Here is a 14,577-nt window from a genome sequence, read left to right on the forward strand (position 1 = left end):
AGCCAAGCGACTTAATTTTGATTACACCATATGGACTGAGAACAAACTCTCTGTATCGCAACCCATCTCTCTTTTTTTGCTTTTTGCTTGTGCCCATTTATGCTCAATTGGGTTAAGATCTGGCGAATATGTAGGCAAATACTCCACCATATACCCTGCATCGATGATGACTTGTTGAATATTATGTTTTTTGTGAAAAGTGGCATTGTCCATCATGATTACACTGTTTTTAGGGAGTACTGGGATAAGGACTTGTGTGACCCAGGCATAGAAAACATCGCTGTTAATATTGATATCAAATAATCCGATAGCAAACAGCGTTGTGCCTAATAAAGCGCCGATAACATTTGTTCTTCCCCTAGCTCCCCAGTTCTTCAGGCCAAAACACCGTTGACCTTTTAGGGAATAGCCGTGAGTCCGTGGGGCATCGTGTGAAAAACCACTTTCATCAATAAAAACAATAGGTTTACCTTCTTTTTCATACTGTTGTTTTTTTTGTTGAAATCCCTGCCGGGCGTTTTCGTCGGCTTTCGGATGACGTAGAGTTTTTTTTATAGGTCAATCCCAGCTTTTTAAGCGCTTGCCAAATGGCCTTCTGACAAACGCCAAAACGCTCTGCACGTTCTTTTTGGTAAGCATCTGGATATTGTTCAACATCTTTTATCAACTCGGATTTATCGATCTTTCGCTGACGCGTGGTCGATGCTTTTGACTCTATTTGATTAATCCAACGCGATACAGAGGCAGGGCCAATCCGAAATTGCTTCGCTGTTTCTCGGATACTCAACCCTTCGTTTTTCCGTGTAGATATCACTTTACGTCTAAAATCAATTGAATAGCTCATTTAAATAATGTAATCAAAATTAAGTCGTTTAGCTATATCATCAATAAAGGGTCTACGATTCCGTAAAATTTGGGTCATGCAACCGAGGCGCTTGATACCCGCGATGGCGTGTTCAACTGTAATACGGATGCCCGAGATTATTTTATTTTCTTGTTTTTGTTCAGGCGATAAAGGGAGACTGTAAAATAATCTGGCTTTGTTGAATAAATCAGAATTAGCCGACAGGATGACTCCCTCTGCTACACCTGTTATCCGATCCTGACGCTGTGTGGCATACCCAACAACGTCATACGATTCAGCGCTTTGACCATCGCCATGGCTTCACCCACCTGAGCATCGTAGTCACGCAGGCTCAGGTGGCCACCCAGCAAAGTTTTTATGCGGAACATCGCTGTTTCTGCCACTGAACGCCGGTGATAACCCACTTTCTTTTTCCACATATCATTACTCCCGCTCAGACGCTGATTCGCCACCGCATGGTTACGTTCATATAGCCAAGCGACATTATTTTGATAACAGCCAGCTATGCTTCTTTGCCGCATATCAGGGCATAGGATGTAATCATTTTTAAGTCGGTTGGCTATAGTACTTGTCCGGCCAGTATTTCGCTCCGCTTCGCGGCGGGATAAGGGGCCTGATTTTCTTTCTCAGCAACGCATCGTGGCAGTAACGGGCGTCATAAGCACCGTCTGCTGACACTTCCCTGATTTTCCGGTGGGTTTGGTTAATCAGGCCCGGCAGTGCCTGCGCATCTGTCGTTCCGCTGAGCGATAAGTCGGCACAGATAATCTCATGCGTCGCACTGTCTGCTGCCAGATGAAGCTTGCGCCACACTCTTCGTCTGTCAGCCCCATGCTGCCTGACTTTCCATTCACCTTCGCCAAAGACCTTCAGACCGGTACTGTCGATGACCAGATGCGAGATTTCACCACGCGTTGGCGTTTTTATGCTGATACTGACGGTTTTTGCCCGCCGACTGACCAGAGAGTAGTCCGGGCAGCGCAGTGGCAGGCTCATCAGTGTAAAAACCGAGTCGACAAAGCCCTGTAATGCCCGGAGCGACAGGTTAAACACGCGCTTTATCATCAAAACCGTGGTAACAGCCATATCGGTGTAGTAAAGCGGCCGACCACGACCTTCAGGCGAAGCACTGTCAGTCCATGCAGCGATGGCGGACTCATCAAGCCAGACCGTCAGGGAGCCGCGTTGTCTGAGTGCTTTGTTGTAGGTGGGCCAGTTGGTGATTTTAAACTTTTGCTTTGCCATGGGGAGCTGCTATCGGGAGCGATGATATAGCTAAACGACTTAATTTTGATTACATTATTTAAATGAGCTATTCAATTGATTTTAGACGTAAAGTGATATCTACACGGAAAAACGAAGGGTTGAGTATCCGAGAAACAGCGAAGCAATTTCGGATTGGCCCTGCCTCTGTATCGCGTTGGATTAATCAAATAGAGTCAAAAGCATCGACCACGCGTCAGCGAAAGATCGATAAATCCGAGTTGATAAAAGATGTTGAACAATATCCAGATGCTTACCAAAAAGAACGTGCAGAGCGTTTTGGCGTTTGTCAGAAGGCCATTTGGCAAGCGCTTAAAAAGCTGGGATTGACCTATAAAAAAAACTCTACGTCATCCGAAAGCCGACGAAAACGCCCGGCAGGGATTTCAACAAAAAAAACAACAGTATGAAAAAGAAGGTAAACCTATTGTTTTTATTGATGAAAGTGGTTTTTCACACGATACCCCACGGACTCACGGCTATTCCCCAAAAGGTCAACGGTGTTTTGGCCTGAAGAACTGGGGAGCTAGGGGAAGAACAAATGTTATCGGCGCTTTATTAGGCACAACGCTGTTTGCTATCGGATTATTTGATATCAATATTAACAGCGATGTTTTCTATGCCTGGGTCACACAAGTCCTTATCCCAGTACTCCCTAAAAACAGTGTAATCATGATGGACAATGCCACTTTTCACAAAAAACATAATATTCAACAAGTCATCATCGATGCAGGGTATATGGTGGAGTATTTGCCTACATATTCGCCAGATCTTAACCCAATTGAGCATAAATGGGCACAAGCAAAAAGCAAAAAAAGAGAGATGGGTTGCGATACAGAGAGTTTGTTCTCAGTCCATATGGTGTAATCAAAATTAAGTCGCTTGGCTATATAGCCAACCGACTTAAAAATGATTACATCCTATGCCCTGATATGCGGCAAAGAAGCATAGCTGGCTGTTATAAAAATAATGTCGCTTGGCTATAGTGCTCTGATCCGGCGATCCCCTGAAAGTTCGATTTATTCAACAAAGCCAAATAATCTGTGTAAATGGCATTTTGAGGAAAACCTTCAAAGGATAACAAAATGCCTATCAGCAACGAACTTATTGACCAACTGCTTCAAGATTGTCACTCCCCTCAGGATCTGCTGGGTGAATCAGGCCTACTCAAGGTGCTGACTAAAAGACTGGCGGAACGGGTTCTTGAAGCTGAGATGGAGATGCACCTTGGGTATGCTAAGCATGACCCGGCTGGTATAGCCAAGCGACATTATTTTGATAACAGCCAGCTATGCTTCTTTGCCGCATATCAGGGCATAGGATGTAATCATTTTTAAGTCGGTTGGCTATAATCATTCAGGCAACTCCCGCAATGGCAAGACATCCAAGAGCGTACGTAGCCAAAATGGGGAGATCGAGCTCGATATTCCGCGCGACCGCAACAGTACCTTCGAGCCGACACTGATCGGTAAGAACGAAAAACAGCTTAACGGCTTCGATGACCGCATTATTTCTCTCTATTCCAGAGGGTTATCAACCCGTGATATTCAGGCACACTTTAAAGAAGTCTACGGGGTCGATGTTTCCGCTGGCTTCATTTCTCAAGTGACCAATGCTGTGATGGATGAAGTTAAGCGCTGGCAGCAACGGCCGCTGGATGCGCTTTATCCCATTGTTTACCTTGACTGTATTGTTGTCAAAAGCCAGGACGGCGGAGCCGTGGCCAACAAGTCTGTTTATCTGGCCCTCGGCGTCAACGGCCAGGGCGAAAAAGAGCTGCTGGGGCTATGGATAGCCAAAACTGAGGGGGCCAAGTTCTGGTTATCTGTGATGACAGAACTGAAAAATCGTGGGCTAAAGGACATCTTCGTCGCCTGCTGCGATGGCCTGAAAGGCTTTCCTGATGCCATTGAAGCTGTTTACCCGCATACGCGGGTACAGCTCTGCATTGTGCATCAGGTGCGGAACTCGCTGCGCTACGTCGGCTGGAAAGAGCGTAAGGCCGTTGCTGCTGACCTGCGCACCATCTATAGTTCCGCAACGCTAGAGGGCGCTGAAGAGGCCCTGGATGCCTTCGCGGCCAAATGGTATGAGCAGTTCCCGACGATCAGCCCGTCGTGGAGAAATAATTGGGAACGTCTCATCGTCATTTTTGACTTTCCGCCGGAGATCCGCAAGGTTATCTACACCACCAACGCGATAGAGTCGTTAAATGCTTCATTGCGCAAGATAACGAAAACGCGACGAATATTTCCAACGGATGACTCGGTGATAAAATTACTCTATCTAGCCTTGCATAATATCTCTGCTAAATGGACTGCACTGGTCAAGTAAATCAGGACACTTTTTTCTCAGCCATTTGTTCATAACGCACCGGAGACAGATCCCCGTTAGCGGCATGATGCCTGTCTAGGTTGTAGTAGCGGATATACGTCGCCACATCCTGCTCCATGTAAGCCCGTGTTGGCTGGGGTACCAGCAGCAACCATTCATGTTTCAGACTGCCCCAGAAGCGCTCCATCACCGCATTATCCCAGCAGGCACCCACGTCTCCCATACTGCTCCTCAGCCTGTAGCTGCTCAGCAGCGCCTGAAAGCGTTGTCCCGTGTACTGCGCCCCCCTGTCCGTATGCACCACCAGGCCCGGCGGGGGAGTTCGCAGGTTATATGCCTTCATCAGGGCCCCGCAGACTAGCGATGAGGTCATCCGTCTGTCCACCTGCCAACCCACTATCTGCCGGGAGTACAAATCCATAATAGCCGCCAGATACAGCCAGCCTTCACCGGTCTTCAGATACGTGATGTCACTCGCCCACACCTGATTTGGCCCCGGCGGGTTAAAATTCTGGTTCAGCAGGTTTGGGGCCACCTCTGCACCCGGGCGGGGTTTTGTCGTGACCTTATAAGTCCGGCGCTGTCGGCAGACCAGCCCCTCTTCCTGCATGAGTTTCCTCACCCGCCAGCGGCTGATTATGATGCCTTCTCCACGAAGCCTTTTGACCAGCGTCCGGCTTCCTGCTCCCTGCCTGCTGGCGGCGAACAGCGCCTTTAACCTGACCCGGACCTCCACGTCTTTTTGCAGCGGTTCGGCGAGCTTTTTTCGCCATGCATACCAGGCAGAGGCCGTCACACGCATGACCCGACAGAGTGTACGAACGCTGAAGTCAGTGGCATTGTCGAGAATGAACCGGTATCTCACGACATATGTTTCGCGAAGAAGGCACTCGCCTTTTTTAGTATCTCCTTCTCTGTACGTAACTCTTTGTTTTCCTTTTGTAACCGTTTTAACTCTGCACGTTCATCATCGCTGAGTACGCCGTTGCTCTGCTCGCGTGCCAGCGAGACCCATGTATGCAGGGTTTTGTTGCTTATGCCCAGCGATGCTGCTGCCCTGGCTATCGTATAGCCCTGCTCTGTTACCAGGGCAACGGCTTCCTTTTTAAACTCAGGGGTAAATTGTCGTTTATGGTTCACTAAACACCTCCGTTTTGGATGTAAGTTTAGTGTCCTGATTATTCAACCACTACAGACCTTGCCAATCAGAGACTGGAAACCTGCTATGAGCCAATTCATGTTGATGTATGGAGAACGAATCTCCGGTTAAGCAATGGAGCCATTTACACAAAATTCTTTACAGACTCCATACCCAAGGTGCATCTCCATCTCAGCTTCAAGAACCCGTTCCGCGGCTTTGTTGAATAATTTAAGATACTGATTTATATAAGCATTATAAAATTTCAACGACTAATTTTTCCTCTCGGAATGCTTTTTATTGTGCTAACTATTTGATTTGTCGTTCTAACAAAATACATTCTCTGTAAATGCATTCTAACTAAAGAAGATGTAAATCAAACGGTTAAATTATTCAACAAAGCCCCGTTCCGCCAGTCTTTTAGTCAGCACCTTGAGTAGGCCTGATTCACCCAGCAGATCCTGAGGGGAGTGACAATCTTGAAGCAGTTGGTCAATAAGTTCGTTGCTGATAGGCATTTTGTTATCCTTTGAAGGTTTTCCTCAAAAAGCCATTTACACAGATTATTTTACAGTCTCTGTTCAACTGTAATACGGATGCCCGAGATTATTTTATTTTCTTGTTTTTGTTCAGGCGATAAAGGTCTTTTTCGAGTTCCTTTTTTTGGGATTTGTGTATTAGGATGCTGTTTCTCTATACCTTGAAAACCGGTATCTGCCCAGATGGTTACCTCAGGAGGAATATGGCGAATTATATCGACTTTATCGAGTAAGCGTTTATCGTGACGGCGCCCATTTTTGCTCATGGGGATAAATCCAATTTGCCTTGTTTCGTCAGTCATAATAAGCCCTTTTCGAGTGGTCTGTCTTTTCTTTCCCGAATACATTTATTTTCGCCGACGCAGATTCTTAGGCTTTTGGACAGGTCGCTCTGTCCCATCAATAAAGACGTCTTTAACTCCAGGAAAGGCGCGAAAAAATTCCTCAGCAGAGCGAATTTGACGAGCGGGCAAAACACATTCTCGCCCCAAGGTCATCTCTAAAACCGGCAATAATATTTTTACCCAGCGACATACCCGTGTTCTATCTAAACCAAAAAGAAGTCCTTGCAAATCATAGGTCGGATAACATTTTAAATACAATAAAATAAAAAGCAGTTTATCTAATGGGGTTGGGATAAATCCTTTCTGCCCTGCACCCATCTGCCGCTCGTGATCTTTTCGATTCTTTTTCCGATAAATCAAATAACAAGCTGAAAATTCAGTGGCTAAATTTTTCAATTCTTCGACTGATAATCCAATAATTGCTTTACATAAACGATTATCTCGTAACAACCGCTCTTTGTTGATCATTTCAAACCTTTATTGGCTTTGTTGAATAAATAGATTTTATGCTGCCAGCCCAGTGAAACGACTGAACTCATAAAAGTAAAATCATTAAGTTATACCCCATGAGAAAACGAAAAATCTGAGATGACAAGCATTTTCTACCAAAACTGGCATGGAAAAACAGCATGATTACCTATTATTCAACAAAGCCACCTTTATTCTCTAAGTTAAACCTCTTTTTATTCTCAATAGCCTGACAAAAAATGCAAGTCTCTATTCAGCAACTAGTTTATTACACCAGTCGTCAGTATAGGCAGGCATTGTGGCGTTATCAGATGACCCAAAGTATGAGTCGCAGAGGAAATTGTTGGGATAATAGTCCGATGGAGCGATTCTTCCGTAGTCTGAAGACTGAATGGGTGCCAACGACTGGCTACCAAAGCTTTAGTACTGCTCAATCATCCATTATTCGCTACATAACCCATTATTATAGCGATGTCAGACCTCACTGGTATAGCTAAGCGACATTATTTTGATAACAGCCAGCTATGCTTCTTTGCCACATATCAGGGCATCGGCTGTAATCATTTTTAAGTCGGTTGGCTATATAACGGTGGGTTAACACCAAATGAATCAGAACGGCTGTTCCATCAACAGTCAGGTAGGGTGGCCAAATTTAGTTGACCACTACAGATGTGAGCCAGCTGCGGCGGCAGAACAAGAGACTCCCATGCAGACAGCAGATACTGGCGTACATTCCATACCCAGCGCGCCCTGACCTTCGGCAGGGCAAACGACAGTTTTTTCCAGGCACCGTGCTCATTTATGCCGCCGGAGGTCCACGACAGGTGAATATGGCAGTTCCAGTTAAGCTGGCGACCATACGTGTGAAGAGCGCCGAAAATACCGGTGGTCAGGCCCCGCTGCTCCGCAGCGTACAGCAGGTTGTCCGCCGCCAGCGCAAAGAGGCCATTCAGCAGCCAGCGGTTGGCTTCAAACAATGGCCACAGGGTATCCGGCAGGCGGGCCATCATGGTGGCACTCCACAGGTCGGTGGCCTTTTTGCCGCAGGTCGGACATCCGCGTCCGTGGCAGCTCTGATGGATGTAACGGTGGTGAGTGCAGTCGGGGTTGCTGCAGCGAAATTCCCGGCTGCCCGTCAGTGGGGTGCCGCAGGCCAGCATCTTTGTGACAACCTCAATCTCTACAGGCCGGAGCGGGTATGCCTCCATGATGTCAGCCCATGCCCTGTTGCGCTGAAACAGCGTATTCATGGGGCGGGGTTGTATGCCGGTATCATCCGTGCGGGTCATAGGAGAGCATCTCCGCTTCGGTTTCGTACAGGTCAAACCGGCGACAGGTATAGCAGAAGGCAACGTAGTGGTACGGAGAATCAGCGAATTCACTGTAGAAGGTGGTCCAGAACCACTCTGTGCAGTCAGGATCGTTGTCAACGAAAAGGCGGAATTGCTGGTAAGGGAGGTTGCCCTGTCGGGCCACCGTTTTGAAAATCTGCTTAACCATTTTTGTATGAACGCGCTGATGCTCAGGGGAATGTGACACGGGATAACCTTCGGCTGGCGGGTTTCAGAATATCGCTATTCTGCCACACTTCGATTTGCAGCCGCCAGGCTGCTTCGTTCGGGATAGCTTACGCGATGCGTTGGACGTTATAGCCAACCGACTTAAAAATGATTACATCCTATGCCCTGATATGCGGCAAAGAAGCATAGCTGGCTGTTATCAAAATAATGTCGCTTGGCTATACCGGCGGGGAGGAAGGCCGCGCGGCGTTTCCTGATACGTGAAATAGCCGAACAATCCCCTACGCCGCACGCTCGATATCTGCCAGCGTCTTTTTCGGTTGAATCAGCGGAATCCGCACTTCCACGCGAGTAAAGGTATCGGGCTTGCTCTCAACGGTAATGCCGTAGCGGTTGCCGTAGCGCGCCTTGATGCGACGGTCGACCAGATTCATGCCCAGACCGTCACCCCCTGTCGGTGGCTGATAGGTGCCTGCATTATCCTCGACCATCAGTTCCAGCGTGTTGGCGCGGTAGCGGCCGCTGATGTGGATATGGCCGCTCTCTATCATCTGCGAAATACCGTGTTTAATAGCGTTTTCCACGATGGGTTGTAGCGAAAACGCAGGCAAACGCGCATCAATCAGTTCTTCCGGCAGCGTAATCTCTACCGTCATGTGGTCAGCAAAACGCGCCTTCTCGATTTCCAGATAGGCGTTAACGTGCTCCATCTCATCGCGCAGCGACACTTCATCGTTGCTGCGTTTCAGGTTTTTGCGAAAGAAGGTGGAAAGGGAGAGCACCAGTTGCCGTGCATGATCCGGGTTGCGCCGAATGACGGCGGAAAGCGTGTTGAGCGCGTTAAACAGAAAGTGCGGATTGACCTGTGCGTGCAACAGCTTGATTTCTGACTGTGCCAGCAGTTGTTTTTGCTGCTCGAAACGCCCGGCCAGAATCTGCGCTGACAGCAGATGCGCAATACCTTCTCCCAGCGTGCGGTTGATGCTGGAAAACAGCTTGTTCTTAGGCTCATACAGTTTGATGGTTCCAATCACCCGCTGCTCTTCGCCGCGCAGTGGGATCACCAGGGTTGAACCGAGCTTGCAGTGGGCCGAGACGGAACAGTTATAGGGCACTTCATTGCCATCGGCATACACCACCTGATTATTGTCGATGGCTCGGTGAGTGTGCAGCGAGGTAATTGGCGAGCCCACCTTGTGGTGATCGTCACCCAGGCCGATAAACGCCAGCAGCTTGTCGCGATCGGTAATGGCAACGGCACCGACGCACAGTTCCTCGTAGAGAATGCGCGCTACGCGCATGCTGTTTTGCTGATCGAACCCTTGGCGTAGCGCCCCCTCCGCGCGCGCGGCAATTTGCAGCGCCTTGGCAGAAAACGCCGAGGTGTATTTTTCAAAAATGGCGCGCCTGTCGAGCAGGATGCGCATAAACATGGCGGAGCCTACGGTGTTGGTGATCATCATCGGCAACGCAATGTATTTGACCAGCTCAACCGCGCTGTCGAACGGGCGCGCCAGTAGCAGAATGATGATCATTTGCAGCAGTTCCGCGACCAGCGCCGTCAGCCCTACCACCAGCGGCTGGAACAGCATATCGATACGGTTACGCCGTAGCAGATAACGGTGCAGCAGGCCGCCGATCAACCCTTCCGTAATGGTCGACACCATGCAGGCCAGCGCCGTCATTCCCCCCATGGAATAACGGTGCAACCCACCGGTCAAGCCGACCAGAAAACCGACCGATGGTCCGCCCAGCATCCCGCCCAGCACGGCACCGGTGGCGCGCGTATTGGCGATGGAATCATCAATATGCAGGCCGAAATAGGTACCCATGATGCAAAACATGGAAAACACCAGATAGCACACCAGCTTGTGCGGCAAACGAATGGTGACCTGCATCAGCGGAATAAACAGCGGCGTTTTACTCAGCAAATAGGCAATCACCAGATAGACACACATCTGCTGGAGTAACGAGAGAATCAAATCGATTTGGCTGACCATGCAAAAAATACCTCACTGCGCATGCAAGGGGGACATGCATCGGTAATTGTAACGCGAACGGCGCTGGATAAGCACGGACTGCGCAGAGAATTTGCACGTTTTTTCTGCCATTTCAGCCAGATTATCGCGCCGTATTGCAAAAAGCGTTGGCGCACCGTGAAGAGAGGCAGAATAGAATCTTTAACAACTGTGTCATAACTTATTTATATAAAAAATAAAGGAAAATTTTAACTTTCGGCCCGTGCTTTTTGTTTTATTGACTAGACTTATAAATAACGGCGTATGTGTTGTTGCCTTTTTCTTTACGTGATTACACCTCATTAGGGAATCTTGTGGGTTTCCAATTAACATATTGTTTTTTATATATTTATACGAGGTGGTAAAAATACGATATCGGACTGATAACGTGTTTGCATAATAAATTCAATCGGTTAATTAGAGGATGGATGCCATGTCGGAATTATCCGGTGCGATCAACTCGCTGATTGCTGGTCACTACGCCGATCCTTTCTCCCTGTTGGGTATGCATGAAACCGAAAACGGACTCGAAGTGCGTGCGTTGCTGCCTGATGCGCTGGACGTTTGGGTGCTGTATGGTGCGACCGGACGTAAAGTCGGGCAGTTGCCGCGCATTGACGATCGCGGTTTTTTCTGCGCAGCCCTGCCGCGTCGTAAGCGTCCTTTTCATTACCAACTGGCTGTCACCTGGGCGCATGCCGCTTTGGTTATCGACGATCCCTATCGGTTTGGTCCGCTGCTGGATGCAATGGATATCTGGCTGCTGGCGGAGGGGACCCACCTGCGCCCCTTCGAACGCCTTGGTGCGCATCTGGTGACGTTGGATGGCGTTGAAGGCACGCGATTTGCGGTGTGGGCACCGAATGCGCGCCGGGTTTCCGTGGTGGGAGAATTTAATTTCTGGGACGGACGACGCCACCCAATGCGCTTGCTGCGTGAAAACGGCATCTGGGAGATTTTTCTGCCGGCGGTACATGCCGGGCAGCTTTACAAGTATGAAGTGGTCGATGTGCACGGCAATGTGCAATGTGCAGCTTAAAGCTGACCCTTACGCGTTTGAAGCGCAGATGCGCCCGGAAACCGCCTCCTGCGTGGTCCGGTTGCCGCCCAAAGCTGAACCCAATGCACAACTGCGACAGGCGAATAACTTCGATGCACCCATTTCGATTTATGAAGTCCATCTCGCCTCCTGGCGACGTCACACCGACAATAATTTTTGGCTGAGTTATCAGGATTTGGCAACCCAGTTGGCGGAATATGCCAATGAAATGGGGTTCACCCATATTGAGCTGCTGCCCATCAACGAGCATCCGTTTGACGGTAGCTGGGGTTATCAGCCGCTCGGCCTGTATGCGCCGACGCGACGCTTTGGCACGCCACAGGATTTCCGTTGTTTTGTCGACACCCTGCACGAGGCGGGCATTAACGTGCTGCTGGATTGGGTGCCGGGGCATTTTCCGACCGATGCCTATGGTTTGGCGCAGTTTCATGGCACCGCGCTGTATGAATATGCCGACCCGAAAAGGCCCCATTCCCAGTCGAAATGCAACAAAGTGACCCACTGGCCAGACCCGGATAAAATCACCGTTCTGGCCCTACTGGAGATCCCGTTGCATGCAGGGAAAACATCTGACTCACAAAGAGCGGTTCTACATCGAAAAACGGCGTGGTGATGGGGTTAACCAGGCCACCATCGCCCGGGAACTGGAGCTTCCTCGTTCTACCATCAGCAGGGAGCTCAGACGCAATACCGACGCCGCTTTCAACGGGGTCTATTCCTGCAGAAGGGCCGAAACGTTGGCCAGAGGGCGGCGGCAGAAAACTCGGCCGGACAGCGTGATTAACCAGCTTGAACCGCACATTCAGGACTTTATCAGAACGGCGCTGTCTACCCACACCTCACCTGAGGTCATCAGTGGGCGCCTGGTCCTGGAATTTGGCCTGTCCGTCAGCAAGAACTCGCTCTATCGCTATATCCAGCAGGAGCGCCGGGCCGGCGGTGAGCTGTATCAGCAGCTCCCTCATCGGGGTAAACGGTATAACTATCAGACCGATGAGAACAAACGCGGTCCTATTCCCAACCGTGTTGGCATTGAGCAGCGGCCGGCCGTTGCTGACCTCAAGCAGGAACCCGGGCATTTCGAGATTGACACCATCTTTGGCAAAGATCAGAAATCATTCCTGCTGACGGTGGTCGATAAAGCCGTCAAGCTGGTCATCATTCGCAAACTGCCCAACAAGCGAGCAGAGACAGTGGTAGCGGCCTTCAGGGACATCGTTGCCAATACCTTCTGCGAGTTTAAAACCCTGACTGCTGACAACGGTTCTGAATTTTCCCAGCACGGGGAAATTACAAAAGTCACGGGGGCACCGGTCTACTTTGCCCGGCCATATCATTCCTGGGAACGCGGGTTGAATGAGCATATAGCCAAGCGACATTATTTTGATAACAGCCAGCTATGCTTCTTTGCCGCATATCAGGGCATAGGATGTAATCATTTTTAAGTCGGTTGGCTATACCAACGGGCTGATACGGCGTTTTTACCCGAAGGGAACGGACTTCAATTATGTCACCCATCGCAAGGTTGCAGCACTCGAACACCTGCTCAATACGCGAGGCCGAAAATCGCTGGGTTATCGTTCTCCAAATGAGGTATTTTTAACGCACTTACAGGCGGCATAATGCCCTACCGTTTTGTTGCGTTTCGACTGGGAATGGGGCACTGGGCCTCACATCTTACGAGGCCGCCGCCAGCGGCGTTCAAATCTGCTCCAGGCAGATTTTTCACCCGAATCGCTTACCTGAGTCAGCGCATCGGGATTAATGAATCTCCTCCCTGAGATTCCCCCTTCGGGCCAGCGCGCTAGGGTTACAGCCAGTTTTTGCGCTTGAAGTAGAGGTACGGCGCCAATCCTGCCAGGATCATCAGCACGATAGCCCCCGGATAACCAAATGACCAGTGCAGCTCAGGCATAAACTCAAAGTTCATCCCATAGCTGGATGCCACCAGCGTCGGTGGCAGGAACACCACGGAAACCACCGAGAAGATCTTGATAATGCGGCTCTGCTCGATATTGATAAAGCCCATCGCCGCCTGCATCAGGAAGTTGACCTTCTGAAACAGGGATTCATTGTGTGGCAGCAGGGACTCGATATCGCGCAGGATCTCGCGCGCCTGTTCCAGTTGCCCGCTCGGCAGGCGCGCGCGACGCACCAGAAAATTCAACGCACGCTGGGTATCCATCAAACACAGGCGCACCTTCCAGCCCACATCTTCCAATTCTGCCAGCGTGGAGAGCGCGTCGTCGTACTCTTCACCCTGACGCCCTTCCATGATCACGCGGCTGAGTGATTCCAGATCGCTGTAGATGTTTTCGATTTCATCGGCCAGCTGTTCAATCTTGGTTTCAAACAGATCGAGCAGCAGTTCGTAGGCGTTACCGTCCACCAACGTCTGGTTGCGCGCACGCATCCGGTACAGACGAAAGGCCGGTAACTCGCGCTCACGCAGCGTATACAAACGCCCGTCGCGAATGGTGAATGCCACGGTGGAGTTTCCAGCGTGGTCGTCCGCGTCTTCGAAGAAGAAAAAGGAGTGGATATGCAGGCCGTCTTCGTCTTCGAAGAAACGAGCCGATGCTTCAATATCTTCCAGTTCAGGACGCGTTGCCAGACTTTGCCCCAACCGGTTTTGCACCAGCTCACGCTCTTCATCTTCAGGCTCGACCAAATCCACCCACACGGAGGCGGCGATATCATCGGTGTCGTCCAGTTCCAGACGGGATAAACGGCAGTTATCCAGTTTAAATGCGCTCAGCATAGGCCATGTGCTCCTAGTGCGATAACAGAGAAAGACGGACGCGATGAAGCACAGAAACGCTGATGACAGGGCACCAACAGGTTTCGAACCGACGGTGCTGACTCAATATGATGACGGAGGGATACAACATCACCGATAACCACCAGGGCTACCGATATAACAGCGGGAAGCCTTAGAAATGGTTAGTAATCAATTGATTAATGAGCCAGTATCGACTGGGTGTGTACAAGGCGGGGCCCTCCGAGAATAATGATGGGCGCATGTTAC

The 14,577-nt window shown here is 49.7% G+C and carries 17 protein-coding genes and 4 pseudogenes; 8 read left to right on the forward strand and 13 right to left on the reverse strand.

Features of this window, described 5'->3' with window-relative positions; translation table 11 throughout:
- Positions 1-21: 21 nt before the first annotated feature.
- The 4 genes and pseudogenes from ACQGXV_RS17100 to ACQGXV_RS17115 form a co-directional block, all read right to left on the reverse strand.
- A complete protein-coding gene (locus ACQGXV_RS17100; RefSeq protein ID WP_440867475.1) occupies positions 22-555 on the reverse strand; it encodes an IS630 family transposase in 534 nt (177 codons plus the stop codon).
- Entirely contained in the window at positions 479-844 is a 366-nt protein-coding gene (locus tag ACQGXV_RS17105; protein WP_440862584.1) for an IS630 transposase-related protein, read from the reverse strand. Before ACQGXV_RS17105 ends, ACQGXV_RS17100 begins: the two co-directional genes overlap by 77 nt.
- Positions 845-1,096, reverse strand: coding sequence for a transposase family protein (locus ACQGXV_RS17110; protein ID WP_440867476.1), 252 nt, complete (start codon positions 1,094-1,096; stop codon positions 845-847).
- Positions 1,093-2,110, reverse strand: a pseudogene (locus tag ACQGXV_RS17115) (IS5 family transposase). Before ACQGXV_RS17115 ends, ACQGXV_RS17110 begins: the two are co-directional and overlap by 4 nt.
- A gap of 62 nt (positions 2,111-2,172) precedes the next feature.
- On the opposite strand from ACQGXV_RS17115, the gene ACQGXV_RS17120 reads away from it, so the two are divergent.
- From ACQGXV_RS17120 to ACQGXV_RS17135, 4 genes and pseudogenes are all read left to right on the forward strand, one after another.
- Positions 2,173-2,538: an IS630 transposase-related protein gene (locus ACQGXV_RS17120; RefSeq protein WP_440862584.1), complete on the forward strand. Its 366-nt coding sequence runs from the start codon at positions 2,173-2,175 to the stop codon at positions 2,536-2,538.
- A complete protein-coding gene (locus ACQGXV_RS17125) occupies positions 2,462-2,995 on the forward strand; it encodes an IS630 family transposase (protein ID WP_440867179.1) in 534 nt (177 codons plus the stop codon). The genes ACQGXV_RS17120 and ACQGXV_RS17125 overlap by 77 nt, the downstream gene beginning before the upstream one ends.
- Positions 2,956-3,114, forward strand: a complete 159-nt coding sequence (locus tag ACQGXV_RS17130; protein WP_440867012.1) for a hypothetical protein — start codon at positions 2,956-2,958, stop codon at positions 3,112-3,114. Before ACQGXV_RS17125 ends, ACQGXV_RS17130 begins: the two co-directional genes overlap by 40 nt.
- 99 nt (positions 3,115-3,213) lie before the next feature.
- A pseudogene (locus ACQGXV_RS17135) lies at positions 3,214-4,462 on the forward strand (IS256 family transposase).
- Position 4,463: 1 nt separating this feature from the next.
- Here the strand turns inward: ACQGXV_RS17135 and ACQGXV_RS17140 are convergent.
- From ACQGXV_RS17140 to ACQGXV_RS17160, 5 genes are all read right to left on the reverse strand, one after another.
- A protein-coding gene (locus tag ACQGXV_RS17140; RefSeq protein ID WP_440867013.1) for an IS3 family transposase occupies positions 4,464-5,602 on the reverse strand; the annotation gives its coding sequence in 2 pieces (ribosomal slippage) (positions 4,464-5,365 and positions 5,365-5,602; 1,140 coding nt in all).
- A gap of 126 nt (positions 5,603-5,728) precedes the next feature.
- Entirely contained in the window at positions 5,729-5,869 is a 141-nt protein-coding gene (locus ACQGXV_RS17145; protein ID WP_440867014.1) for a hypothetical protein, read from the reverse strand.
- Positions 5,870-5,989: 120 nt separating this feature from the next.
- Complete coding sequence (locus ACQGXV_RS17150; protein ID WP_440866503.1) at positions 5,990-6,118, reverse strand: hypothetical protein; 129 nt, start codon at positions 6,116-6,118, stop codon at positions 5,990-5,992.
- Between the two features lie 50 nt (positions 6,119-6,168).
- Positions 6,169-6,486, reverse strand: coding sequence for a transposase family protein (locus ACQGXV_RS17155; RefSeq protein WP_440867015.1), 318 nt, complete (start codon positions 6,484-6,486; stop codon positions 6,169-6,171).
- On the reverse strand, positions 6,487-6,951 hold the full coding sequence (locus ACQGXV_RS17160) for a helix-turn-helix domain-containing protein (RefSeq protein WP_440867016.1): 465 nt from the start codon (positions 6,949-6,951) through the stop codon (positions 6,487-6,489).
- Positions 6,952-7,217: 266 nt separating this feature from the next.
- Here ACQGXV_RS17160 and ACQGXV_RS17165 point away from each other — a divergent pair.
- Positions 7,218-7,448: pseudogene (locus ACQGXV_RS17165) on the forward strand (integrase core domain-containing protein); the annotation flags it as partial.
- A 129-nt stretch (positions 7,449-7,577) separates the two neighbouring features.
- Here the strand turns inward: ACQGXV_RS17165 and ACQGXV_RS17170 are convergent.
- Together ACQGXV_RS17170 and ACQGXV_RS17175 are read right to left on the reverse strand one after the other, a co-directional pair.
- Positions 7,578-8,240 (reverse strand): transposase zinc-binding domain-containing protein, encoded by a 663-nt coding sequence (locus tag ACQGXV_RS17170; protein ID WP_440867017.1) that lies wholly within the window; start codon positions 8,238-8,240, stop codon positions 7,578-7,580.
- Positions 8,224-8,490, reverse strand: a complete 267-nt coding sequence (locus tag ACQGXV_RS17175; protein ID WP_440867018.1) for a hypothetical protein — start codon at positions 8,488-8,490, stop codon at positions 8,224-8,226. The genes ACQGXV_RS17170 and ACQGXV_RS17175 overlap by 17 nt, the downstream gene beginning before the upstream one ends.
- A 100-nt stretch (positions 8,491-8,590) precedes the next feature.
- Between ACQGXV_RS17175 and ACQGXV_RS17180 the strand changes: the two genes are divergently transcribed.
- Positions 8,591-8,728 (forward strand): hypothetical protein, encoded by a 138-nt coding sequence (locus tag ACQGXV_RS17180; RefSeq protein WP_440867019.1) that lies wholly within the window; start codon positions 8,591-8,593, stop codon positions 8,726-8,728.
- Positions 8,729-8,752: 24 nt separating this feature from the next.
- Here ACQGXV_RS17180 and ACQGXV_RS17185 read toward each other — a convergent pair whose 3' ends face one another.
- The gene (locus ACQGXV_RS17185) at positions 8,753-10,471 is read right to left on the reverse strand and encodes a LytS/YhcK type 5TM receptor domain-containing protein (RefSeq protein ID WP_440867020.1); all 1,719 of its coding nucleotides are present in this window, start codon (positions 10,469-10,471) and stop codon (positions 8,753-8,755) included.
- Between the two features lie 451 nt (positions 10,472-10,922).
- On the opposite strand from ACQGXV_RS17185, the pseudogene ACQGXV_RS17190 reads away from it, so the two are divergent.
- Both ACQGXV_RS17190 and ACQGXV_RS17195 read left to right on the forward strand, forming a co-directional pair.
- Positions 10,923-12,027, forward strand: a pseudogene (locus ACQGXV_RS17190) (GlgB N-terminal domain-containing protein); the annotation flags it as partial.
- Positions 12,028-12,103: 76 nt separating this feature from the next.
- Positions 12,104-12,994, forward strand: coding sequence for an IS30 family transposase (locus tag ACQGXV_RS17195; RefSeq protein ID WP_440867021.1), 891 nt, complete (start codon positions 12,104-12,106; stop codon positions 12,992-12,994).
- Positions 12,995-13,359: 365 nt separating this feature from the next.
- Here the strand turns inward: ACQGXV_RS17195 and corA are convergent, their stop codons facing one another.
- Positions 13,360-14,310 carry a magnesium/cobalt transporter CorA gene (gene corA, locus ACQGXV_RS17200; protein WP_440867022.1) on the reverse strand — a complete coding sequence of 317 codons (951 nt, stop codon included), beginning with the start codon at positions 14,308-14,310 and terminating at the stop codon, positions 13,360-13,362.
- Between the last annotated feature and the right edge of the window lie 267 nt (positions 14,311-14,577).

The sequence above is a fragment of the Symbiopectobacterium purcellii genome (assembly GCF_052050035.1).
GTDB lineage: Bacteria > Pseudomonadota > Gammaproteobacteria > Enterobacterales > Enterobacteriaceae > Symbiopectobacterium > Symbiopectobacterium purcellii_A.